The organism is Roseateles sp. UC29_93, assembly GCF_042695725.1.
GTDB classification, from domain to species: domain Bacteria; phylum Pseudomonadota; class Gammaproteobacteria; order Burkholderiales; family Burkholderiaceae_C; genus Roseateles; species Roseateles noduli_A.
In genome coordinates this window covers 2,833,523-2,856,307 of sequence record NZ_CP170545.1, presented here as the reverse complement: position 1 = coordinate 2,856,307, position 22,785 = coordinate 2,833,523, and the positions used below count along the sequence as shown (strand labels likewise).

Annotated in this window: 16 protein-coding genes, 1 tRNA gene, 3 pseudogenes and 1 riboswitch; of the genes and pseudogenes, 19 read left to right on the top strand and 1 reads right to left on the bottom strand. The window is 69.7% G+C overall.

Annotated elements, in window-relative coordinates; translation table 11 throughout:
• Nucleotides 1–12: 12 nt before the first annotated feature.
• The gene (gene mutM, locus ACFJIX_RS13295; protein WP_377160717.1) at nt 13–864 is read right to left on the bottom strand and encodes a bifunctional DNA-formamidopyrimidine glycosylase/DNA-(apurinic or apyrimidinic site) lyase; all 852 of its coding nucleotides are present in this window, start codon (nt 862–864) and stop codon (nt 13–15) included.
• Nucleotides 865–963: 99 nt separating this feature from the next.
• Between mutM and ACFJIX_RS13290 the strand changes: the two genes are divergently transcribed.
• From ACFJIX_RS13290 to cobO, 19 genes and pseudogenes are all read left to right on the top strand, one after another.
• Nucleotides 964–2,796: a tetratricopeptide repeat protein gene (locus tag ACFJIX_RS13290; protein WP_377160714.1), complete on the top strand. Its 1,833-nt coding sequence runs from the start codon at nt 964–966 to the stop codon at nt 2,794–2,796.
• Nucleotides 2,797–2,952: 156 nt separating this feature from the next.
• A complete protein-coding gene (locus ACFJIX_RS13285) occupies nt 2,953–3,378 on the top strand; it encodes an outer membrane lipoprotein LolB (RefSeq protein ID WP_377160712.1) in 426 nt (141 codons plus the stop codon).
• 38 nt (nt 3,379–3,416) lie between these two features.
• Nucleotides 3,417–4,486 (top strand): annotated as a pseudogene (gene ispE / locus ACFJIX_RS13280) (4-(cytidine 5'-diphospho)-2-C-methyl-D-erythritol kinase).
• 38 nt (nt 4,487–4,524) lie between these two features.
• A tRNA-Gln gene (locus ACFJIX_RS13275) sits at nt 4,525–4,601 on the top strand.
• Between the two features lie 67 nt (nt 4,602–4,668).
• Nucleotides 4,669–5,631 (top strand): ribose-phosphate pyrophosphokinase, encoded by a 963-nt coding sequence (locus tag ACFJIX_RS13270; RefSeq protein ID WP_377160709.1) that lies wholly within the window; start codon nt 4,669–4,671, stop codon nt 5,629–5,631.
• A 119-nt stretch (nt 5,632–5,750) separates the two neighbouring features.
• The gene (locus ACFJIX_RS13265) at nt 5,751–6,368 is read left to right on the top strand and encodes a 50S ribosomal protein L25/general stress protein Ctc (protein ID WP_377160706.1); all 618 of its coding nucleotides are present in this window, start codon (nt 5,751–5,753) and stop codon (nt 6,366–6,368) included.
• Between the two features lie 138 nt (nt 6,369–6,506).
• A pseudogene (gene pth, locus ACFJIX_RS13260) lies at nt 6,507–7,109 on the top strand (aminoacyl-tRNA hydrolase); the annotation flags it as partial.
• A 214-nt stretch (nt 7,110–7,323) separates the two neighbouring features.
• Nucleotides 7,324–7,833 carry a hypothetical protein gene (locus ACFJIX_RS13255; RefSeq protein WP_377160704.1) on the top strand — a complete coding sequence of 170 codons (510 nt, stop codon included), beginning with the start codon at nt 7,324–7,326 and terminating at the stop codon, nt 7,831–7,833.
• Nucleotides 7,829–8,098, top strand: a riboswitch (cobalamin riboswitch). It overlaps the preceding gene by 5 nt.
• 184 nt (nt 8,099–8,282) lie before the next feature.
• Entirely contained in the window at nt 8,283–10,193 is a 1,911-nt protein-coding gene (locus tag ACFJIX_RS13250) for a TonB-dependent receptor domain-containing protein (protein ID WP_377160702.1), read from the top strand.
• 72 nt (nt 10,194–10,265) lie between these two features.
• The gene (cobU, locus tag ACFJIX_RS13245; RefSeq protein ID WP_377160699.1) at nt 10,266–10,883 is read left to right on the top strand and encodes a bifunctional adenosylcobinamide kinase/adenosylcobinamide-phosphate guanylyltransferase; all 618 of its coding nucleotides are present in this window, start codon (nt 10,266–10,268) and stop codon (nt 10,881–10,883) included.
• Nucleotides 10,880–11,782 (top strand): ABC transporter substrate-binding protein, encoded by a 903-nt coding sequence (locus tag ACFJIX_RS13240; RefSeq protein WP_377160697.1) that lies wholly within the window; start codon nt 10,880–10,882, stop codon nt 11,780–11,782. Before cobU ends, ACFJIX_RS13240 begins: the two co-directional genes overlap by 4 nt.
• Nucleotides 11,783–11,848: 66 nt before the next feature.
• Nucleotides 11,849–12,871, top strand: a complete 1,023-nt coding sequence (locus tag ACFJIX_RS13235) for a FecCD family ABC transporter permease (protein ID WP_377160694.1) — start codon at nt 11,849–11,851, stop codon at nt 12,869–12,871.
• Nucleotides 12,868–13,656, top strand: coding sequence for an ABC transporter ATP-binding protein (locus tag ACFJIX_RS13230; RefSeq protein WP_377160691.1), 789 nt, complete (start codon nt 12,868–12,870; stop codon nt 13,654–13,656). The genes ACFJIX_RS13235 and ACFJIX_RS13230 overlap by 4 nt, the downstream gene beginning before the upstream one ends.
• Before the next feature lie 7 nt (nt 13,657–13,663).
• Nucleotides 13,664–15,059 (top strand): annotated as a pseudogene (locus ACFJIX_RS13225) (cobyrinate a,c-diamide synthase).
• An 11-nt stretch (nt 15,060–15,070) separates the two neighbouring features.
• The gene (locus tag ACFJIX_RS13220) at nt 15,071–15,532 is read left to right on the top strand and encodes a hypothetical protein (RefSeq protein WP_377160688.1); all 462 of its coding nucleotides are present in this window, start codon (nt 15,071–15,073) and stop codon (nt 15,530–15,532) included.
• Complete coding sequence (locus ACFJIX_RS13215) at nt 15,529–15,861, top strand: DUF2149 domain-containing protein (protein ID WP_377160685.1); 333 nt, start codon at nt 15,529–15,531, stop codon at nt 15,859–15,861. Before ACFJIX_RS13220 ends, ACFJIX_RS13215 begins: the two co-directional genes overlap by 4 nt.
• Entirely contained in the window at nt 15,858–20,051 is a 4,194-nt protein-coding gene (gene cobN, locus ACFJIX_RS13210) for a cobaltochelatase subunit CobN (RefSeq protein WP_377160683.1), read from the top strand. The genes ACFJIX_RS13215 and cobN overlap by 4 nt, the downstream gene beginning before the upstream one ends.
• Nucleotides 20,048–22,135 (top strand): TonB-dependent receptor, encoded by a 2,088-nt coding sequence (locus ACFJIX_RS13205; RefSeq protein WP_377160680.1) that lies wholly within the window; start codon nt 20,048–20,050, stop codon nt 22,133–22,135. Before cobN ends, ACFJIX_RS13205 begins: the two co-directional genes overlap by 4 nt.
• A gap of 22 nt (nt 22,136–22,157) precedes the next feature.
• Nucleotides 22,158–22,727, top strand: a complete 570-nt coding sequence (gene cobO / locus ACFJIX_RS13200; protein ID WP_377160677.1) for a cob(I)yrinic acid a,c-diamide adenosyltransferase — start codon at nt 22,158–22,160, stop codon at nt 22,725–22,727.
• The last annotated feature ends 58 nt before the right edge of the window (nt 22,728–22,785 follow it).

Below are 22,785 nucleotides of genomic sequence, written 5' to 3'. Positions count from 1 at the left end.
GCGGTTTGGGGCTCATCGCTTCTGGCAACTTGGACAGAAGAACGTCGACCGTTGCCCCTGCACGATGCGCCGGATCGGCGTGCCGCAGACGCGGCAAGGTTCGCCCTCGCGTCCGTAGACACGCGCCTGCATCTGGAAGCTGCCCGCCACGCCGTGCGCGTCCTTGAAGTCGCGCAGCGTGCTGCCGCCGGCTTCGAGCGCCTCGCCGAGCACCTGCCGCAGCGCGCCCGCCAGCTTCTCCGCGCGCGGCTTGCTGAGCTTGCCCGCCGGCGCGCGCGGATCGACGCCGGCCATGAACAGCGCCTCGCACGCATAGATGTTGCCCGCGCCGACGACCACGTCGCCCGCCAGGATCGCCTGCTTCACCGCGACGCGGCGGCCGCGGAAGCCTGCATGCAGATAGGGGCCGTGGAATTCGATGTCGAAGGGCTCCAGCCCGATGCGGGACAGCAGCTTCGCGGCCGGCTCCACGTCCAGCCCGTCCGACCACACGACGGCGCCGAAACGCCGCGGATCGGTCAGCCGCAGCACGCCGCGGTCGGTGACCAGCTCGAAGTGATCGTGCGGCCCCGCCGGGGGCGGCTGCTCGCGGAACGCCAGCGAGCCCGACATGCCCAGGTGCATCAGCAGCCCGCCGCCGTCCTCCTCCGGATGGCCCGGCTGCTCGGCGGTCGGCACCAGCGGCAGCCACAGGTACTTGCCGCGCCGCGTCGTCTCGCCGACGCGCCGTCCGACCAGCCGTTCGGCCGCGACACCCAGCGGCCAGCGCAGCGGTTTTCCCAGCCGGACATCCAGCACGCGCGCCCCGGCGATGGCCGGCGCAAAACTTCGTCGTGTAACTTCAACTTCCGGTAACTCGGGCATCCCGGGATCATAGGCGCGACCTGGTTCCGGGGTCCCTGGAATGGTCCGCGGCCCCCGGTTTGCCCCGCGAGCCTTCCCGCCCAGTTCAGGAGTCACGTCATGCCCGCCCTTGTGCGCCACCGCTGGTGGCTCTCCGCCGCCCTCGCCCTGAGCTGCGCCGCCCACGCCCAGATCTCGCCGTCGCCCCAGTCCGATCCGTCTCCCGCCCCGGCGGCCGCGGCCACGGACGCGCCCGCCTCCGCCGCCTCCGCGCCCGTGGTCAATTCCGACCTCGACGCGCCGATGTTCTATCAGCTGCTGATCGGCGAGATGGAACTCCAGGGCGGCGAACCCGGCGTCGCCTTCCAGGTGCTGCTCGACGCCGCCCGGCGCAGCGGCGACGAGGAGCTCTTCCGCCGCGTCGTCCAGATCGCGCTGCAGTCGCGCGCCGGCGACCAGGCCGTCATCGCCGCCCGCGCCTGGCGCGAGGCGATCCCGACCTCGGTCGAGGCGCACCGCACGCAGATCCAGCTGCTCGCGCTGCTGAACCGCCCGGCCGAGATCCCGCCGGTGCTGCGCTCCCTGCTCGCGATGACGCCGGCCGACGGTCGCGGCCCGCTGATCGCCGCGCTGCCGGCGCTGTTCCAGCGCAACCCGGAACCGGTGCGCATCCAGGAAGCCTTCGAGCCGATGCTGCGCGAGACCGCCGCGAGGCCCGAGACCCGTTTCGCCTCGCTGCTGGTGCTGGCGGAATTCGCCAAGAAGGCCGACCGCTACGAGACCGCGCTGATCCACGTCCGCGCCGCCGCCAAGGACTTCCCGGACCGCGAGGAACCGCTGCTGATGGCGCTGGAGCTGCTGCCCCGCCGCCCCGAGGCCGAGGCGCTGATCACCGCCGAGCTGCAGGCCAAGCCGGACAAGCAGTCGCTGCGCCTGGCCTACGCCCGCGCGCTGGCCCGCGCGCAGCGCCCCGGCGACGCGGCCCGCGAGTTCCGCACGCTCACGCAGCAGTCGCCCGACGAGCCCGGCCATTGGCTGGCGCTGGGCTCACTGGAGCTGGACCTGCAGCATCCCGACGCCGCCGAGGACGCGCTGCAGCGCTACATGAAGCTGGTCGACAAGCCGGACGTCTCGTCGCTGGCCGAGCGCGCGATCGCCGCCGCCGGCCTGGACAAGGCGGACCGTGAAGCGAAGCAGCAGGGTCAGTTGTTGCTCGCGCAAGCCGCCGAGATGCGCGGCGACTTCAAGACCGCCGAGAAGCGGCTGGCCGCGATCGAGGCGGCGCCGGGCAACCTCGACATCGCCTATCGCCGCGCCTCGCTGCTGGCGCGCCAGGGCAAGCTCGAGGAAGGCCGCAAGCTGCTGCATCAACTGCCCGCCGACCGCGAGCAGGACCGCCGTGCCCGCACGCTGGCCGAGTCGCAGCTGCTGCGCGACAACAAGCAGTGGCAGGCCGCCTATGACCTGCTCGGCACCGCGATCAAGGACGCCCCCGAGGACGCCGACCTGCTCTACGAGCAGTCGATGATGGCCGAGAAGCTCGGCCGCGCGCAGGAGATGGAAGCGCTGCTGCAGAAGGTGATCCAGCTCAAGCCCCAGCACTACCACGCGTACAACGCGCTGGGCTACTCGCTGGCCGATCGCAACGAGCGGCTGCAGGAGGCGCGCGACCTGATCTCGAAAGCGCTGAGCTTCGCGCCGGGCGAGCCCTTCATCGTCGACAGCATGGGCTGGGTGGAGTTCAGACTGGGCCGGCTCGGCGAGGCCGAGCGGCTGCTGCGCCAGGCCTACGGCTCGCGTCCGGATGCGGAGATCGCCGCCCATCTGGGCGAGGTGCTCTGGGCCGCCGGTCAGCAGGACGAGGCGCGCCGTGTCTTCGCCGACGCCGCCCGCCGCGATCCGCGCAATGAAGCGCTGCAGTCGGCGATGCAGCGACTGCAGGTCCGTCCCTGATGCGGCGGCGGCACTTCAGCGCGAGCGCGATGGCGGCGCTCGCCGGGGTCGCGCTCGCCGGTTGCAGCTCGGTGCCCAAGGCATCGGGCACGGACGCCGCGGCGCTGGCCGATGCGCCGCGCCTGACCGGCAAGTTCGGACTGATCGTCCCGGCCGGTGCCGCCGGCCAGCGCGGGACAGAACGTCAACGCCAACTTCGAACTGCTCGGCGATCCGCGCCGTGGCCAGCTCGAGATGAGCACCCCCATGGGCAGCCTGGTGGCGCGCGTGTCGTGGCAGCCGGGCTCGGCCTGGGTCAAGACCCCCGATGGCGACCGCGCCTATGACGACATCGACGCGCTGACGCAGGAGCTGCTCGGCGAGACGCTGCCGCTGCAGGCGCTGTTCGACTGGCTGCGCGGACGGCCGTGGCCGCAGGCGCCGTCGCGGGCCGCCGGCGAGTCGGGCTTCCAGCAGCTCGGCTGGCAGGTCGACCTGCGGCGCTTCGACAATCAATTGATCTCCGCCCAGCGCCTCAATCCGAACGGGCCTGAACCGCTGGCCACGCTGCGCCTGAAACTCGACGCGCCGGCGTCGCCCTGACTCCCTCTGGCCACCCCGTCCCCACGTCCACGACGTCCATGATCTCCTCCCCCTCCGCGGCGCCGCTCAAGGCGCTCTACGACGTGCCGGCGCCGGCCAAGCTCAACCTCTTCCTGCACGTGGTGGGCAAGCGGCCGGACGGCTATCACCTGCTGCAATCGCTGTTCGTGCTGATCGACTGGGCCGACACGCTGCACTTCGAGCGCCGCGACGACGGCGCGCTGCATCGCCATGACCAGGGCGACACGTTGCCGCCAGACGACCTGTGCCTGCGCGCCGCACGCGCGCTGCGGCAAGCCAGCGGCTGCACCTTCGGCGCGGACATCCACATCGAGAAGCGCCTGCCCTCGGGCGCGGGCATGGGCGGGGCTCGTCGGACGCGGCCAGCACGCTGCTGGCGCTGAACCGGTTGTGGGGCTTGAACTGGTCGCGCGAGCGCCTGCTGCCGATCGCGCTGACGCTGGGCGCGGACGTGCCGTTCTTCGTCGGGGGGCGGAACGCCTTCGTCGAAGGCATCGGCGAGGTGCTCACCCCGCTGGAGGTACCGGAGCTGCGGCTCGCGGTGGTCAAGCCCGGGGCGAGCATCGCCACCAAGGACATTTTTTCCAGCCCGCTGTTGCAAAGGTCTGAAAGCGTGGCTATAGTAGCGGGCTTTCCTGCAGCGAACGACAGACGCAGCGAAGGGGTTCCCGAAACGGATTCCCAGAGTAACGAAGTCAATAGCTGGGGTGAACGCAAAGGCAATATTCGCCGCGATCACCAAACGTCGGAAATACTCGTTCAGCAGTTGTTTGAAGGATGGGGCAGAAATGATCTGCAACCTCCCGCGGAAGCTGCAAGCAACGAAGTATCGAAGGCGCTTGAATGGTTGCAGACCCGCTACGAAAATTCTCGTATGACGGGTTCAGGCAGTGCAGTTTTTGCTATAGTTCGACCCTCGCTGAATGCAATGCAGACAGCAGCGGAAAAGATAGATGCAGTTTCCGGCCTGGAGAGCAATCTCAAGGCGACACCGGAAGGTGAGTTCGAAAAACTCCCGGACGGTTGGGTCGGAAAAATGTGTCGCAGTCTGTCGGTTCACCCTTTGCGGGGCTGGGCCGAAGATTGAAGGTTGTAGGGTGCTGTTCCACGAACAGTGTCCGGTGTAGGGGAGTCGCCAAGTTGGTCAAGGCATCGGATTTTGATTCCGACATGCGAGGGTTCGAGTCCTTCCTCCCCTGCCAAATTTTCAGTTTCAATCCGGGACCCGCTGGGTTGGCCACCGGGCCATAAGTCTAAGGATGGCCCGCTGTGCTGCTCAATACCGTCCTCTTCACGGGTAACGCAAACCCGACCCTCTCCAAAGAAATCGCCACGCATCTGGGCCTCGAGCTCGGAAAGGCCGTGGTCGGTCGATTTTCCGATGGCGAGGTGGCTGTTGAAATCCAGCAGAACGTCCGCGCCCGCGACGTGTTCATCGTCCAGCCCACCTGCGCGCCGACGAACGAGAACCTGATGGAACTGCTGATCATGGTCGATGCGATGAAGCGCGCCAGCGCGCGCCGCATCACCGCCGTGATCCCCTACTTCGGTTATGCGCGCCAGGATCGCCGTCCGCGTTCGACGCGCGTGCCGATCTCGGCCAAGGTCGTGGCCAACCTGCTGGAGACCGTCGGCGTCGAGCGCGTCCTGACGATGGACCTGCACGCGGACCAGATCCAGGGCTTCTTCGACATCCCGGTCGACAACATCTACGCCTCGCCGGTGCTGCTGTCGGACCTGAAGGCCCGCAACTACGCGGACCTGGTGGTGGTCAGCCCCGACGTGGGCGGCGTGGTCCGCGCCCGTGCGCTGGCCAAGCAGCTGGGCTGCGACCTGGCGATCATCGACAAGCGCCGTCCGTCGGCCAACGTCTCCGAGGTGATGCATGTCATCGGCGAGATCGACGGCCGCAACTGCGTGATCATGGACGACATGATCGACACGGCCGGCACGCTGGTGAAGGCTGCGGAAGTGCTGAAGGAACGCGGCGCCAAGAGCGTCTTCGCCTACTGCACGCACCCGATCCTGTCGGGTCCGGCCATCGAGCGCATCGCGGGTTCGCTGCTGGACGAAGTCGTCATCACCAACACGATTCCGCTGTCGGAAACCGCCAAGGCCTGCGGCAAGATCCGCCAGCTGTCGGTGGCCTTCCTGTTCGCCGAGACCATCCGCCGCATTTCGGACGGTGAATCGGTGACCTCCCTCTTTAGCGAGCAGAACAACAACTTCTGATCGCATCCTAGTTCCGGCCGCTGTTCGCAAGGACCGCGGCCGTTTCGCGAAGGTGCCTGGTCGCGGGGCCTTCATCCGGAGCGTCAATCCTGGCGCTCCGTCCATTCTTGGAGATTGATATGAAATTCGTCGCTTTTGAGCGCAAGCTGCAGGGGACCGGAGCGAGCCGCCGCCTGCGCCACGCTGGCAAGGTTCCGGGCATCGTTTACGGTGCTGGCGAGCCGGCCGTCATCGAGCTGGATCACAACGCGCTGTTCCACGCCATGAAGAAGGAAGCTTTCCACAGCTCCATCCTCGACATGGAAGTGGAAGGCAAGACCACGCAAGTGCTGCTGCGTGACTTCCAGATGCACCCGTACAAGCAGCAAGTGCTGCACGTCGACTTCCAGCGCGTCGACGCCACGACCAAGATCACCAAGAAGGTGCCGCTGCACTTCGTCGGTGAAGCCGAGTCGCCGGCCGTCAAGACCGACAAGGGCACCGTGAACCACGTGCTGACCCAGCTGGAAATCACCTGCCTGGCGCAACAGCTGCCCGAGTTCATCGAAGTCGACCTGAGCGGTCTGACGATGGGTCACTCGATCCACGTGAACGACCTGAAGCTGGCCGATCACATCAAGATCGTCACGCACGGCAAGCCGAACCCGGTGGTCGCGACCCCGGTCCCGGCCGCGGCGGAAGAAGTCATCGTCGTGGCAGCTGCCCCGGCCGACGACAAGAAAAAGAAGAAGAAGTAATTTCTTCCTCTCCGGACGCTGGCCTGACGAGGTCTGCGTTCGTTGCCGGGAGGCCCCCCTTCAGGGTGGCTTCCCTCCCAAGAAGGCCCCGCTCGCGGGGCCTTCTGCTTTTGAGCTCGACACTGATAATCGCGCCCCATGATTCGTCTCTTTGTCGGCCTGGGCAATCCCGGCCCTGAATACGAGGACACCCGCCACAACGCCGGGTTCTGGTGGATCGATGCGCTGGCGCGCGGCCTGAAGGTCACGCCGCAGCTGGACACCAAGTACTTCGGCCTGGTCGCGCGCGTGAACGACGCACCGGGCGCGTCCGGTCCGATCTGGCTGCTGCAGCCGATGACCTACATGAATCTCTCGGGCAAGTCGGTGGCGGCGCTGGCGCGCTTCTTCAAGATCGCGCCGGAGGAGATCCTGGCGATCCACGACGAGCTCGAGATCGCGCCCGGCGAGCTCAAGCTCAAGCAGGGCGGCGGCAACGCCGGCCACAACGGGCTGAAGGACATGCAGGCCCAGCTGGGCAGCGGCGACTTCTGGCGCCTGCGCCTGGGCATCGGCCATCCGGGCCACAAGGGCGAGGTCGCCGGCTACGTGCTGCGCAAGCCGCCGGTGGCCGAGCGCCAGGCGGTCGAGGACTGCATCGGCAAGTCGCTCGAGGCCTTCAAGCTGATGACGGGCGGCGACATGGCCAAGGCCGTGGCGCTGCTGCATGCCAAGCCGCCCCGGCCCAAGCCGCCCAGACCTGTCAATCTGCCCGCCAATCTGCCGACGACCCTGCCGCCCAAGCCCGGTGCCGCAGGCGCCGCGCCGACGGCTGGCGCCCCGGTTGCCGGCACGGTGGTGACCGCGGCCTCGACGGCCGCAGCCACGGCAGCCGCCGCAACCCCTGCCACTGCTCCTGCTCCTGTGCTTTCCCCGGCAGTTCCCCCTGCCCCACCCCCTATCCCCGGAGACTGACATGCCCGCGCGCGCCGCCCTGATCCTGACGACTGCTGTTCTGGTCCTCATGCTTGGCGCGGCGAACGCGCAGGACGTGCCCAAGGCGCCCCCGCAGCAGGAGCGGACCTTCGGCTTCTACCGCTGCGGCCCGGAGGGTCAGGACTTGCGCGACAGCCCCTGCCCCGAAGGACAGGGCCGCAAGGCCGAGGTCCCGAAGGACCCGGTCGATCCCAAGGAGGCCGACGCCGCGCGCAAGCGCACGGCCGCCGAGACGCGCGACCTGGCCGCGCGCGAGCGTGAGCGCGAACGCCAGTCGGCGAAGGCGCCGCCCAAGGCCGCCGGCATCGACGGCCGCCTGCCGGGACAGCGCGCCGCGAAGCCGGCGAAACCCGCGGATCCGAAGAAGCCCAAGCCCAAGGATCCGAAGAAGCCGCCGAAGAAGAAGCCCAAGGTGCCGAAGTCACCGGATGGCGCGCTGCAGCCCAAGCCCACGACGAGCGACAGCACCACGACGCCCGCAGCTCGCTAGAATGCGCGCCGTTGGTGCTCGTGCGGACATTGCGTCCGTGCAGTTAAACGGGAATCAGGAAGTGGTCGCATCCCCGATGCGCGAACCAACCTGAGCTGTCCCCGCAACGGTAAGTGGCCGCCGGTCGCGCGCCCGGGATCCTGAAGAGGGAACACCGGGCGGCAGCCGGCACTGCCTGTCCCCACGTCCACTGGCGCGTCTGCACTGGGAAGGACACAGGCAGCGGCCACCAGCCCGGATACCGGCCAACAGGTGGCGTCTCCAGCCGATCGCGCGACGCGTCCTTCGTGAGCTTTCACAAGGACGACCCGACGACGAGCCGGCGACGCCGTTTCTCAGAGGCCCTGCGGGTGAGCAGGCGTCTGAACTCCGTCGTAGGTCCGTTCCTCATGCTTCCGTTCGTTTCGCGCGCGCGCGCTGGTGCCCGCTCGCTGCCTGCCCTCACCCCGATGGCGCTCGCCCTGTCGACGCTCCTGGCGTTCCCGGCGCTCCCGGCGCTTGCGGCGTTCTCCACGGCCGCGGCCGCGCAGTCCGCCCCCTCCTCCGCTTCCCCCGCGGCCTCCCCCACCGTCACCCCTTCGAGCCGGCTCGACGACGTCACCGTCACCGGCACGCGCAGCCCGATGAAGCTGTCCGACGTCGCGGCCGACCTGACCGTCATCAACCGCGACACCATCGAGCGCCAGGGCTTCGGCAACATCGCCGCTCTGCTGCGCAACGTCGCCGGCCTGCAGATGACCAGCAACGGCGGGCCGGGCAATTCGACCTCGGTCTTCGTGCGCGGCGCCGAGACCCGGCACACCGTGGTCCTGATCGACGGCGTGCGCGTGGACGGCCAATCCTCCGGCGGCGCCAGCTGGCAGAACCTGCCGGTCTCGCAGATCGAGCGCATCGAGGTCCTCAAGGGCCCGGCCAGCGCGCTGTACGGCTCCGACGCCATCGGCGGCGTGGTGCAGATCTTCACGCGCCGGGGAGCGGGCCGCACGCAGCTGGACCTCGGCCTCGGCGGCGGCAACCTCGGCCAGGTGAAGGCCGACGTCGGCATCAGCGGCGGCACGGCGGACTTCGACTACGCCGGCGCGCTCGCGCTGGATCGCGGCACCGGCTTCAACGCCTACCTGAACACGGCCGCCCGGAGCTACAACCCCGACGCCGACGGCTGGCGCAACTACAGCGGCAGCCTGCGCCTGGGCGGTCGCGTGGCCGACGGCCAGCGCCTCGAGTTCATCGGCCTGAAGAGCCGCAGCAACGCCGGCTACGACGCCGGCAAGAACGCCGACGACCGCGGCATCACCGAGACGCTGGCGGGCAAGCTGAGCCTGAACTCCACCTGGTCCTCCGCGCTGTCGACCCAGCTGTCGGCAGGCCAGTCCGAAGAGAACTACGAGACCAAGCCGAGCTCGCCCTACCTGACGAAGACGCGCATCCGCAGCGCCTCGCTGCAGGGCTTCTACCGGATCAACGAGCAGCATCAGCTCAACGCCCTGCTGGAGCGTCGCGAAGATCGCCTGGTCAACACCGACCTCGTCGGCGGCGGCAAGGGCGACCGCGACCAGAACGCGCTCGGCCTGAGCTACCTCGGCACGCTGGGCGCCTTCAGCCTGCAGGCGCACGGCCGGCATGACGACGACAGCGAATTCGGCGGCATCGACACTGGCAGCCTGGCGGCGGGCTTCAAGATCGGCGGCGGCTGGCGCGTGACGGCCTCGGCCGGCAATGCGTTCCGGGCCCCCACGCTCTATCAGCGCGGCAGCGTCTACGGTCCCGACACGACCAAGGCCGGCGTCGAGGCGCTCCGCCCCGAGCGCGCGCAGAACCGCGAAGCCGGGCTGGCGTGGGCGCAAGGGAACGTCGACGTCTCGGTCACGACCTTCCACAACCGCGTCACCGACCTGATCGCCTTCGGCGCGGCGGGGACCTGCCGCTCGACGACCGGCTGCTACAGCAACGTCGCGCGCGCGCTGCTCAAGGGCACCAGCCTCAAGGGCGGTGCGCAGCTGGGTCCGGTGAACCTGAGCGCCACGGCGGACTTCCTCGACCCCACCGACGCCAACACCGGCCGCCAGTTGCAACGCCGCGCCAAGCGCTTCGGCACGCTGCGCGCCGAGACCACCCTGCGCGCCTGGACGCTGGGCGCGAACGTCGTCGGCTCGGGGCAGCGCTTCGACGACGCCGCCAACAAGACCCGCCTGGGCGGCTACGGCCTGCTCAACCTGGACGCGCAATACGCCTTCGCGAAGGACTGGCGCCTGCAGCTGAACGTCGACAACGCCTTCAACCGCGACTACCAGACGGCGAACTTCTACCAGCAGGCGCCGCGCACCTGGTTCGTCACGCTGCGCTATTCGCCGTCGCTGTAATCCGACGCGGCGGGCCCAGGCGGTAAGGTCTGTCTCTCGGCGTCAATGCCTGGCTTTCACTGGAGATTCCGGATGTCCGCTCATCACCTGATCATCGGCGGCCAGCGCAGCGGCAAGTCGCGCCACGCGGAGCGCCTCGCGCTGCGCTGGGCGCGCACGCCGACGCACCGGGTCACCGTCATCGCGACCGCCGAGGCCCATGACGACGAGATGCGCGAGCGCATCGCGCGCCATCGCGCGGACCGCCCGGCGGGCTTCGACACCCTCGAAGCGCCGCTGCGCCTGTGCGAGGCGCTGCGCGCCGCGGCCTCGCCGCAGCGATTGATCGTCGTCGACTGCCTGACGCTCTGGCTGACGAACTGGCTGATGCCGATGGACGGCGCGCCGCGTCTCGACGACTGGCGCACCGAATGCGCCGACCTGCAGCGACTGCTGCCGCAACTGGCGTCGCCCGTCGTCTTCGTTTCCAACGAGGTCGGTTGGGGCGTGATGCCGATGGGTCGCGAGGTGCGCGCCTATGTGGACGAACTGGGCTGGCTCAACCAGCTCGTAGCGCGGCAGTGCGCCGAGCTCACCTTGATGGTCGCGGGACAGCCATGGACACGGCCCGTCGAGGACCCGGACGGCGCCGGCCAGACCACCGACACGGTGAACAAGGCGAACGAAGCGAACGAGGAGCACAACGGATGACGTCGATGGAACGCTGGATGCGAGGCGCGATCAGGATCGCGGCGGGTGGCGCGATGCTGGGGACGCTCGCGACCTTCTCGACCTTCGCGACGACCGCGATCGCCGCGCCGATCACACTGAAGGACGACCGCGGCCACACGGTCACGCTGCCCGATGTGCCGCGACGCATCGTCAGCCTGCTGCCCTCCCTGACCGAGACCATCTGCGAGCTCGGCGACTGCGCGAAAGTCGTCGGCGTGGACCGCTTCTCCAACTTCCCGGTGAGCGTGCAGAAGCTGCCGCGCCTGGGCGGTCTCGACGACACCAGCATCGAGGCGCTGGTGGCGCTGAAGCCGGACGTCGTGGTGCTGGGCGTCTCCGCGCGCGTCATCGACCGGCTGGAGGGCCTCGGCCTGAAGGTCGTCGCGCTGGAGCCCAAGAGCATGAACGACGTCCAGCGCGTGCTGGGCAAGATGGGGCAAATCCTCGGCAAGGAGGACGACGCGCGCCGGTTGTGGAACCGCGTCGACGGCCACATCGCGCAGAGCGCCGCGACGCTGCCTCCGGGCGCGCGTGGCCTCAGCGTCTACTACGAGGTCGACGCCGGCCCCTACGGCGCGGGCACGGCGTCCTTCATGGGCGAGATCCTGACGCGTCTCGGCGCGAAGAACATCATCCCGGCCGAGCTCGGTCCCTTCCCCAAGCTCAACCCCGAATTCATCGTCCGCGCCGATCCGCAGGTCATCATGGTCGGCCAGCGCAACGCGGCGGGACTGCCGCAACGACCCGGCTGGCCCGCGATCCGCGCGGTCAAGAACCAGCGGATCTGCGTCTGGATCCCGTCGGAGTCCGACGTGCTGCGTCCGCCCCGGCCCGCGCATGTCGGAGGCCGCGGCGCTGATGGCGCGTTGCCTGCGTGAGGCGGCGGCCGGCCCCGTGCCGCTGCCGACGGTGCCCTTCAACGCGCCGCCCGGGGGCATGCGCTGATGCGGCCCTCCTCCCTGCTCTCCCCCAAGACGGCGGCGCAGCTGACGGCGCTGCTGCTGCTCGGCGCCGCCCTGCTGGCGCTGGGCCTGGCCATCGGCAGCATGGGATGGAGTCCGTGGACGGAGAGCAGCGACACGATGCGCATGATCCTGTGGGACATCCGCGCGCCGCGCTCCATCGGCGCGTGGCTCGCCGGCGCGCTGCTGGCGCTGGCCGGCGCGATCGCGCAGGGCCTGTTCCGCAATCCCCTCGCTGATCCGTACCTGCTGGGCTGCTCGGCGGGCGCCTCGCTCGGCGTCGCCGCCTTGCTCTTCGTCATGGGTGTCTCGCCCGCCGCGGCCGCGCTGGCGCTGCGCGTCGGCATGACCGGCGCGGCCTTCGTCGGCGCCATCGGCGCCGTGCTGCTCACGCTCGTGCTCGCGCGCGGCGTCACGCAGAGCCTGCGACTGCTGCTGGCGGGCGTGGTCGTCGGCGTGGTGCTGGGCTCCGGCTCCGCGCTGCTGACGCTGATGAATCCCGACATCCTGCGCGCCATGCAGGCCTTCATGCTCGGCAGCACCGGCTATGTCGGCTGGAGCGCGGTGCAGGTCATGGTCGTCGCGATGGGGCTGTGCCTGCTGGTCGCGCTCGGCTGCAGCCGCACACTCGATGCGCTGACCTTGGGCGAGGACACCGCGCGTTCGCTCGGACAGCGGCTCACGCTGATCCGACTGCTCCTGATCGCCGCGCTCTCGCTGGCGACCGGCGCGGCAGTCGCGCAATGCGGACTGATCGCTTTCGTCGGCCTTGTCGCGCCTCATCTCGTGCGCAGCTGGGGACCGACCACGCACGGCGCGCTGCTGCTGCTCTCGGCGCTGACAGGGGGCGCACTGCTCCTCGCCGCCGACATCGCCGCGCGCTGGGTCATCGCGCCGCAGGAACTGCCGGTGGGCATCATCACCGCCCTGCTCGGCGGCAGCTATCTGCTGTGGCTGATGCACCGGCGCAAGGCGCATTTCGGCGGCACCGGAGGTTCGCGATGAGCGCGGACGCCGTGGATCTCGGCCACGTGCCGTCGCTGCGCATCGACCTGAAGTCGCTGTCCCTCAGCCATCGCCCCGTGCTTCACGCACTGAAGCTGGCACTTGCGCCACGTGCATGGACGGCGATCGTCGGCCCGAACGGCGCGGGCAAGTCGACGCTCTTGCGCGCGATCGCGGGCCTCTTGCCTTTCGACGGCACCTTGACCCTCGACGACAAGCCCTGGACGGCCTGGCCGGCAAAACAGCGCGCGCGGCAGGTCGCGTGGCTCGGCCAGAACGAAGCGGCCTCGGAAGATCTCACGGCCTACGACATTGCGATGCTGGGTCGGCTGCCGCATCAGCCCTGGCTGGCGCCGGCCAGCGCCGCCGATCACCAGGCAGTCGAACACGCGATGCGCCAGACGCAAAGCTGGGACTGGAAGGACCGCGCGCTGGGCAGCCTGTCCGGCGGCGAGCGGCAGCGCGTCTTGCTGGCGCGCGCGCTGGCGGTACGCGCGGGCGTGCTGCTGATGGACGAGCCGCTGGCCCACCTGGATCCGCCGCATCAGAGCGACTGGGCGCGCATCGTGCGCGAGCGCGTCGCGGCGGGTGGCGCCGTCGTCAGCGTCCTTCATGAGCTCAACGTCGCCCTGCAGGCCGACACGCTGGTGGTGATGGATGGTGGTCGCATCGTCCATGAGGGTGCCCCGCACGACGCGACGACGCACGACGCGCTGCAGCGCGTCTTCCACAACCGACTGCTGATCCTTCAAGTGCAGGGTCGCTGGGTCGCGCTCAATGAATGAACTCCCGATGACTGCCTGCCCAGCCTTCCTGATCAGTGCGCCGGCTTCCGGCCAGGGCAAGACGAGCGTGACTGCGGCGATGGCGCGTGCGGCGCGCCGGCGCGGACTGCGCGTGCGTGTCTTCAAGACGGGGCCGGACTACCTGGATCCGATGGTGCTGGAGCGCGCGAGCGGTCACACGGTCTACCAGCTCGACCTGTTCATGGGGGGCGAGGCGCATTGCAGGCAACTGCTCGCTCGCGCGGCGGAGAGCGCCGACCTGATCCTCGTCGAGGGTGTGATGGGTCTCTTCGACGGCAAGCCGAGCAGCGCGGATCTGGCGGCGACGTTCGGGTTGCCGGTGATCGTGGTGCTGGACGCATCGGCGATGGCGCAGACCTTCGCCGCCTTGGCGACGGGACTGGCGCGCTTCCGCGATGACATCCAAGTTGCCGGCGTGATCGCCAACCGTGTCGGCAGTGATGCGCACGCGCGCATGGTGGGCGAAGGTCTGCCCCACGACCTCCCGCTGATTGCCGCATTGAAGCGCGATGCAACGCTGTCCCTTCCCGAGCGGCATCTGGGTCTGGTGCAGGCCTTGGAGCTTCCGGAGATCGACAAGCAGTTGGAGGCGTGGGCGGACGCGTGGGAGGTTGGCGCGCTGCGGGACATTTTCCAGAGCGGATCGAAGACCGACGGGCGGTGGCCCCTTTTCGGAGGTCAAGGAGGGAATTCAGTTGCCGGCAGGCAACTGAAGGAGGGACACGGAGAAAAGGGGCCACCGCCCGTCGGTCTTGCGCTCGATCGTCCGTTGGAGGGCCGGCGCATTGCCGTCGCTACCGACGCGTGTTTCTCCTTCATCTACCCGGCGAATCTTGATGTGCTGCGCGAGTTGGGCGCGGATGTCCGGGAGTTCAGTCCGATCGCGGGCGAAGACCTTCCCGAATGCGACGCCTTGTGGCTGCCCGGCGGTTACCCCGAGCTGCATGCGCGGACGCTCCGCGAGCATCCGCGCTTCTTCGGCGATCTTGCGTCGCACCTGGAAGCTGAGAGGCCGCTGCTTGCCGAATGCGGCGGGATGCTGGTGCTGCTTGACGAGTTGAGCGATGCCGACGGCGGTGCGCAGGCGATGGCGGCGCTGATGCCGGGCCGCGCGTCGATGCAGAAGCGGCTGGCCGCGCTGGGGCTGCAGACGATCGCCTGGCCTGAGGGCGAGCTGCGGGGCCACACCTTCCATTACTCCGCGATGGAGACGCCGCTCTCTCCCATCGCCACGGCGACCAACCCCAACGCCGGCCGCGCCGCGGAGCGCCTGTACGCCCTGGGCTCGCTGCGCGCGGAGCTATGTCCATCACTACTTCCCGTCGAACCCGGGCGCCATCGCGGCGTTCTTCGGCGGCACCGATTCATTCTCCAAGCGCTGAGCCCACCGACCATGTTCCTCGAATCCGGATTCGCCCACATCGCGCAGGCCCTGCTGTGGCCGGTGCTGATCCTTGTTGCCCTCGGCTTTGTCTACGCGCTGTGGACGGCGGGCGCCACGGTGATGGAGGCCGTGCAGCGCCGCCGGCCCGGCTACCGTCAGTTGAAGGTGCATGCGACGAGCAACCTGGAGACGCTGGAGCTCCAGATCGTCCGCAGCCTCGAGGCGCCGCGCCTGCTGGGCCGCGTCGCGCCGCTGCTGGGCCTGATCGCGACGATGGTCCCGCTCGGCCCGGCGCTGCAGAGCGTCGCCGCCGGCCAGGGTCAGGCCGCGCTGGCGGTGTTCAGCTCCGCGTTCTCGGGCGTCGTGCTCGCGCTGGCGGCGGCCGCCATCGCGCTCGTCGTGTACTCGATCCGTCGCCGCTGGCTGCTGGCCGAGTTGCTCGCCATCAAGACCGAACAGGGCTGGACATGAGCGCCGGCCGCCGCCTCTCCATCCTCGCCGAAGAGGATGACGACCCGATGCTGTCCGCGGTGAACCTGGTGGACGTGTTCCTGGTGCTGGTCGTCGCGCTGCTGACCGCCGTCGCGCTGCAGCAGCAGTCGCACGCGGACGAGACGGTGATCCGCAACCCCGGCCAGCCGGGCATGGAGATCGTCGTGCGCAAGGACGGCCAGGAGATCAAGTACCGCGGCAACGGCGGCAGCGCCGAAGGCCAGGGCGAGCGCGCCGGCGTCGCGTACAAGTTGAAGGACGGCTCGATCATCTACGTGCCCGAGGCCGGGGAAGCGCCCAAGCCATGAGGATCGCGTCCCTGCTGGCGCGCGGCCTCGCGGTCGCGGTCCTGTCGCTGTGCGTGCCGCTCGTCGCGAGCGCCGCGAACACGTCGTCTCGCGTGCTGTTCCTCAGCGTCGACATCACGCCCGCCGCTAAGCATGCGCTGCTGGAGCGCGAGGGCAAGGCCCTCGGCTTCGAGGTGCGCCAGATCGAGTACCCGCTGCGCGGCGCGCCGGTCGACAAGGATCCGGCGCTGGATCGCGCGTTGCGCGAAGCGGACCTCGTCTGGATCGACATCCCGCATGCCACCGCGGAAGCACGGCTGCATCAGATCCTCGACGCCGCGCTGCAACGCGCCGCCCTGCCCGCCCCGCGCGTGCTGTGGATTCCCGCGGGCGAGCCCGCCGCGAGCGATCGCAGCCTGCGCGCCTATCTGCAGGCCGGCGGTCCGGCCAACACGCGCGCGGCCTTCGCGATCGCGCGGGCGCAGCTCGATGGCAAGCGCGCACCCGACCTCGGCCCGCCGCAGTTGATCCCGCAACGCGGCATCCACTATCCCGGCGCTCCGAAGCTCTTCGCCGACGCGGCCGAGTTCCGCGCCTGGGCCGCGCAGCAAGGGCTGCGCGGCGAGCCCGTCGCGATCCTGCTGCATCGCTATCACTTCGTGCAGGGCAACACCGAGTGGCTGGACCGCTGGCTCGCGATGTTCCGCAAGCAGGGCCTGCTCGCCTACGCCGCCTTCAGCGGCCAGCTCAGCGACAAGCCCTTGTCGGAGCTGCTCGAGCGCGACGGCCAGGTGCAGGCGCGCGTGATCGTCAACCACAGCCTGCTGCCGCAAGGCGCGACGCTGCAACCCACTTTCGAGCGCTGGGGCGTGCCGGTGCTGCAGACGCAGCCGTATCGCCAGGATGAAGCCGCGGTATGGGAAGGCAGCGAGACCGGCCTCGCGCAGGCCGACATCCCGTTCTACTTCGCGCAGCCGGAGGCGGCCGGGCTCATCGATCCGGTCGTCGTCGTCGCGCATCCGAAGCGCGGCGAGCCCGAGCTCATCGAGCGTCAGGCCGCCAGCGTCGCCGGCAAGGCCGCGCGCTGGGTCACGCTGCAGACCAAGGCGAACGCCGACAAGCGCCTGGTCGCCTTCGTCTACAACTACCCGCCGGGCGGCAGCAACTTCGGCGCCTCCTTCCTCAACGTGCCGCGCAGCCTGGCGCGCGTCGGCACCGGACTCAAGGACGCGGGCTACGGCGTCACGCCGATGGCGGAGGCCGACTGGATCTCCGGCCTCAAGCCGCTGCTGTCCGCGTACTACCCGGGCACCGACTTGCAGGCGCTGCTCGATGCGGACCAGGCCGAGGCGCTGCCGCTCGCGCGCTACACCGCGTGGTTCGACGCGCTGCCCAAGGCCGTGCGCGATCCCATCGTCGCGCGCTGGGGCACGCCCGCCAGCAGCCGCTACGTCCTGCGCGTGCGCGGCGAGCCGGTCTTCGTGATCCCGCGCCTGAAGCTCGGCGCGCTCACCGTGCTGCCGCAGCCGCCGCGCGAGGAAACGCTGCGCAACGGGCAGGACCCGTTCATGCATCGCAGCAAGACGCCGCTGTCGCACCACTACCTCGCCACCTACCTGTGGGCGCGGCAGGCGGACGCGATCATCCACTTCGGCACGCACGGCACGCAGGAATGGGCGCCGGGCAAGATCCGCGGGCCCGATGTGATGGATCCCGTGTGGCTGCCGCTGGGCGACACGCCGGTGATCTATCCCTACATCGTCGACAACCTCGGTGAGGCGCTCACCGCCAAGCGCCGCGGTCGCGCGCTGATGGTGAGCCATCGCACGCCGAGCTTCGCGCCCGCCGGCTTCAACGCGCAGATGGCCTACATGCATGAGCTGATGCATGAGTGGGAGACCGTCGATCCCGGACCGACCCGGCAGGGCTTGGAGCGGCAGATGATCCAGCAGTTCGTCGAGCACAACCTGCATCGCGACCTGGGCTGGAGCGCCGAGCAGATCGCGGCCAACTTCAGCGGCTATCTGGAGCTGCTGCATCCGTACCTGGACCGGCTCGCGCAGAGCTCGCAGCCCAAGGGGCTGGCGCTGTTCGGCGTCGTGCCCGACGAGGACCAGCGTCGTGGCTCCATCCTGCAGCTGCTGCGCGTGCCGTTGATCGAGGCGCTCGGCGAAGACATCGACGAGGCCTTCCTCATCAACCATGAGGGCGTGGCCAAGGCGCGGCCGGCGCGCTGGCTGGACCTCGCGCTGAAGGACGCGGACGCAGCGAGCCACCTCGATCTACGTCCTTCCGCCTGCATCGCGGCCGGCACGGCAGCGGCGGCATCGGCCGCTTCCGCAGTCGCGGCGGAGCTCAAGCACGCAGCCTCCGCACCCGGCACCGCCGCGAGCGCTCCCCTGGTCACCTGCGGCGACGGCTTCGTCCCCAACCGCGCCGCGCGCAAGCCGATCGACCAGGCCGCGCTGTACCAACTCGCGCTGCGCGCGCAGGAGATGTCGACGCGGCTCTCGACCGAAGGCGAGATGCCCGGGCTGCTGCGTGCGCTCGATGGGCGCTTCATCCCCGCGGCCTACGGCGGCGATCTGCTGCGCAATCCGGAGAGCCTGCCGACGGGCCGGAACCTCACCGGCCTCGATCCCAACCGGCTGCCCACGCGCCAGGCCTTCGAGGCCGCGCAGGCGCTGTTCAAGCGTTGGTACGAAGAGCAGGCCAAGGCCGGCACCGCGCCTCGGCGGCTCGCGCTGTCGCTGTGGGCGGGCGAGACGCTCCGCCATCAAGGGATCATGGAAGCGCAGGCGCTGGTGGCGCTCGGCGCCACGCCGGTGTGGGACGCGACCGGCCGGCCGACCTCGATCAAGCTGCTCAGCCCGAAGGAGCTCGGCCGTCCTCGCGTGGACGTGCTGCTGTCGATCACCGGCTCCTACCGCGACCAGTTCCCGGCGTTGATGAAGCTGATCGACCAGGCGGTCGCCGCGGCCGGCGAGGCCGAGTCCGACAACGCCATCGCCAGCAACAACCGCGCGATCGCCGGTGAGCTCCGCAAGGCGGGTTTGAAGCCCGCGCAGGCGCAAGCGCTGGCGCAGGCACGCGTGTTCGGCAACCCGGCCGGCGACTACGGCACCGGCATCGCGGATGCAGTGCAGGACAACGGCCTGAAGGGCAAGGACGGCCAGACCGATCCACGCCTGGGCCAGCTCTTCCTGTCGACCATGAGCCAGCCCTACGTCGACGGCGAGCCGCTCAGCGTGCCGCCGGCGCAGGCGCAGCAGGCGCTGGGCGCGCACCTGCGTCACACCGATGCGGCGCTGATGTCGCGCAGCAGCCACCTGTACGCGATGGTCAGCAGCGACGATCCGTTCCAGTACCTCGGCGGCCTGGCCGCGGCGGCGAAGGTTGCGGGCAACACGACGGGCGTCGCCCTCCACGTGAGCCAGTTGCAGGACGCCGCCGAGCAGCACACCGAGACCGCCGCGCAGGCGATCGCGCTGGAGATGCAGAGCCGCTACCTGCACCCCGGCTGGCTGAAGGCGCAGCAGGCCGAGGGCTGGTCCGGCGCGCTGCAGGTGCTCAAGGCGGTGCAGTACAGCTTCGGCTGGCAGAGCATCGCGCCGGGCACCGTGCGGGCGGACCACTGGCAGAGCTTCTACGACGTGCTGGTCAAGGACAGGCACAAGCTCGGCGTGCCGGCGTGGCTGAAGCAGAACCCGCAGGCCTATGCGCAGGCGCTGGAGCGCCTGGTGCAGGCCGACCGCATGGGCTACTGGAAGCCGGACGCGCGGACGAAGCAGGAGATCGCCTCGCTGTACCGCGACCTGACGAAAGCGGCGCCGCTGAACAACGAACTGGCTTCGGTGCGCCGCTGGACGGCGGATCAATTGCCGCAGGACGTGCCGGCCTTCCAGCCGGCGTCACCCGCCGCGCCTCAGCCGGCCAACAAGGCGCAGAAGCCTGCGGAACGGCGCGCGACTCCCGCCGTGCCGCCGGTTCCGACCGTGCGTGGTCTCGCGCTGCAGCGCGTGCCCGAGCCTCCGAAGCCGCCAACGGCCGCGCCGACCGCAGAGCGCCTCGAACAGGCGCTCGCCTGGATCGCGATGGCGCTGCTCATGTGCGCCGGCGCCATCTGGCAATCGCGCCGATCGAATCCGCCGCATCGAGCGGGCCTGCATTTCCATAACGACAACCACCTGATCCCACGGGGAGCCGCTTGAACTCGAACAACAGGATCACCGTGATCGCGAGCGCGATCGCACTGCTCGCGGGCGCCGCCCACGCGCAGGACGCCAACACGCTCGACACCGTCCGCATCAGCAGCCGCGCGCAGCTCGGCGAGGCCGAGAGCGCCTCCGAGGGCGAGGTCGGCGTCGAGCGCCTGGCGCTGCGTCCGCTGCTGCGCCCGGCCGAGCTGCTGGAAGCGATGCCCGGCATGACCGTCACGCAGCACAGCGGCGACGGCAAGGCCAACCAGTATTTCCTGCGCGGCTACAACCTCGACCACGGCAGCGACTTCGCGACCTTCGTGCTCGGCATGCCGGTGAACATGGCGAGCCACGCGCACGGCCAGGGCTACATGGACCTGAACTTCCTGATCCCGGAGCTGGTCGACAGCCTGCGCTACCGCAAGGGCGCGTTCAACGCGGAGGACGGCGACTTCGCGACGACCGGCGCCGCGCGCATCGGCTACCTGAGCGAGATCGAGCGCCCCTTCGCGCAAGTGACGGCCGGCCCCTACGGCTACCGGCGCGCGCTGAGCGCCGGCAGCGCGAAGGTCGGCGGCGGCTGGTCGTTGCTGGGCGCGGTCGAGGGCAGCGTCTACGACGGCCCGTGGGACCAGGCCGAGGACCTGCATCGCCGCAACGCGGTGCTGCGCCTGACGCGCGGCGACGAGCGCAACGGCGCGCACGTCGACCTGCTGAGCTACAGCGCCGCCTGGCGGGCCAGCGAGCACGTGCCCGAGCGCGCCATCGACAGCGGCGAGATCGGCCGCTACGGCACGCTGTTGGCCAACGATGGCGGCCGCACGCACCGCCACAGTCTGAGCGGCGGATTCGCCTACAACCAGGGCAGCGGCCAGTGGACCGCCGACGCCTGGGTGGTGGACTACGCGCTGAACCTGTTCTCCGCGCCGTCCGGCTTCATCAACGGCCCCGACGGTGACCAGCACGAGCAGGCCGATCACCGCAAGCTCTGGGGCGGCTCGCTGAAGCACCAGTTGCCCGCCGCGTGGCTGCCCGCCGATCAGCAACTGACCTGGGGCCTGCAATGGCGCCACGACAAGATCGGCACGCTCGGCCTGTACGACACCGTCGACCGCGTGCGCACGCACACCGTGCGCGAGGACCGCGTCAGCCAGGACAACGCGGGCGTCTTCGTCGAGCTCGGCAGCCGCTGGACCGACTGGCTGCGCAGCACCGTGGGCGCGCGCTGGGACACGATGCGCGCGACGGTCTCGCCGACCGCGGGTGAGTTCAACATGGACAACGGCGGCAAGGCGAGCCAGTCGCAGTTCAGCCCGAAGCTGGGCCTGATCGCGCGCGTCGCGGCGGACACCGAGGTCTACCTGCATTGGGCACGGGCCTTCCGATCGAACGACGCGCGCGGCGCGACCTCGACGACGAATCCCGCCGACGGCAGCGAGGTCGACCGCCTGCCGCTGCTGGCGCGCACCAAGAGCACGGAGCTGGGTCTGCGCACCAAGCCCGTCACGGGTTGGACCACCAGTCTGGCGCTGTGGCAGGCCAACCTGGCCTCGGAGCTGGTCTTCGTCGGCGACGAGGGCGTGACCGAAGCGCGCGGTGCGTCCAAGCGCGTGGGGCTGGAATGGTCGAACGACGTGCAGGTCGGCCGCGACTGGCTGATCGACGCGGACGTGGCCTGGTCCCGCGCCCGTTTCGTCGAGACGACCGAGACCGAGTTCGGCAGCGGCAAGCGCGTGCCCAACGCGGTGCCGTGGTCCGCGTCGATGTCGGCCAACTGGGCGCCGGCGGGTCCGTGGTCCAGCGGCTTCAAGCTGCGGTACCTGGGCGCCTACGCGCTCGAGGAGACCGGCACGCAGAAGTCCAAGGCCGTGTTCACCGCCAACTGGCGTCTGGGCTATCAGCTCAGCGACCGCTGGCAGCTCGGCCTGGACGTGCTGAACCTCTTCGACACCAAGGCCAATGACATCGAGTACTGGGGCGCCGCCTGCACGCGCGCCGAGGGCGCGGGCTGCAACAACGGCGAAGGCATCAACGGGCGCCTCGTGCATCCGATGGAGCCGCGCACCTTCCGTCTCAGCCTGCGCGCGCGGATCTGAACGCATTCATCGGAGCATCGACATGGAAATCGAAAAACCGCCCGTCGACCGGGTGCGCATCATTCCCGACGGCGAACGCCGCGGGCTGGTGATCGTCCACACCGGCAACGGCAAGGGCAAGAGCACGGCGGCCTTCGGGCTGGCGCTGCGCGCGCATGGGCGCGGCAAGCCGGTCCACATCTACCAGTTCATGAAGGTGCCGAGCGCGCGCTTCGGCGAGCACCGGCTGTTCGAGCAGATCGGCGTGCCCATCGAGGGTCTGGGCGACGGGTTCTCGTGGAAGAGCAAGGACCTGGACCATTCGGCGCAGCTCGCGCGCGACGGCTGGGAACGGGCGAAGGCCACGATCCTGGCCGGCGAACACTTCCTCGTCGTGCTGGACGAGATCATGTATCCGCTGCGCTACGGGTGGCTGCCGCTGGAGCCGGTGCTGGAGACGCTGCGCGAGCGGCCGTCGCAGGTGCACGTCTGTCTGACCGGGCGCAACGCGCCTCAGGAATTGATGGATCTGGCAGACACGGTGACGGAAATGACAATGGTGAAACATCACTTCAAGGCAGGAGTGCCGGCCCAGCGAGGAATCGAAGACTGACGAGGACGCTCATGACGGCAGAATCCGCCCACTCGTCGTTGCAAATGCTCGCAGTAGC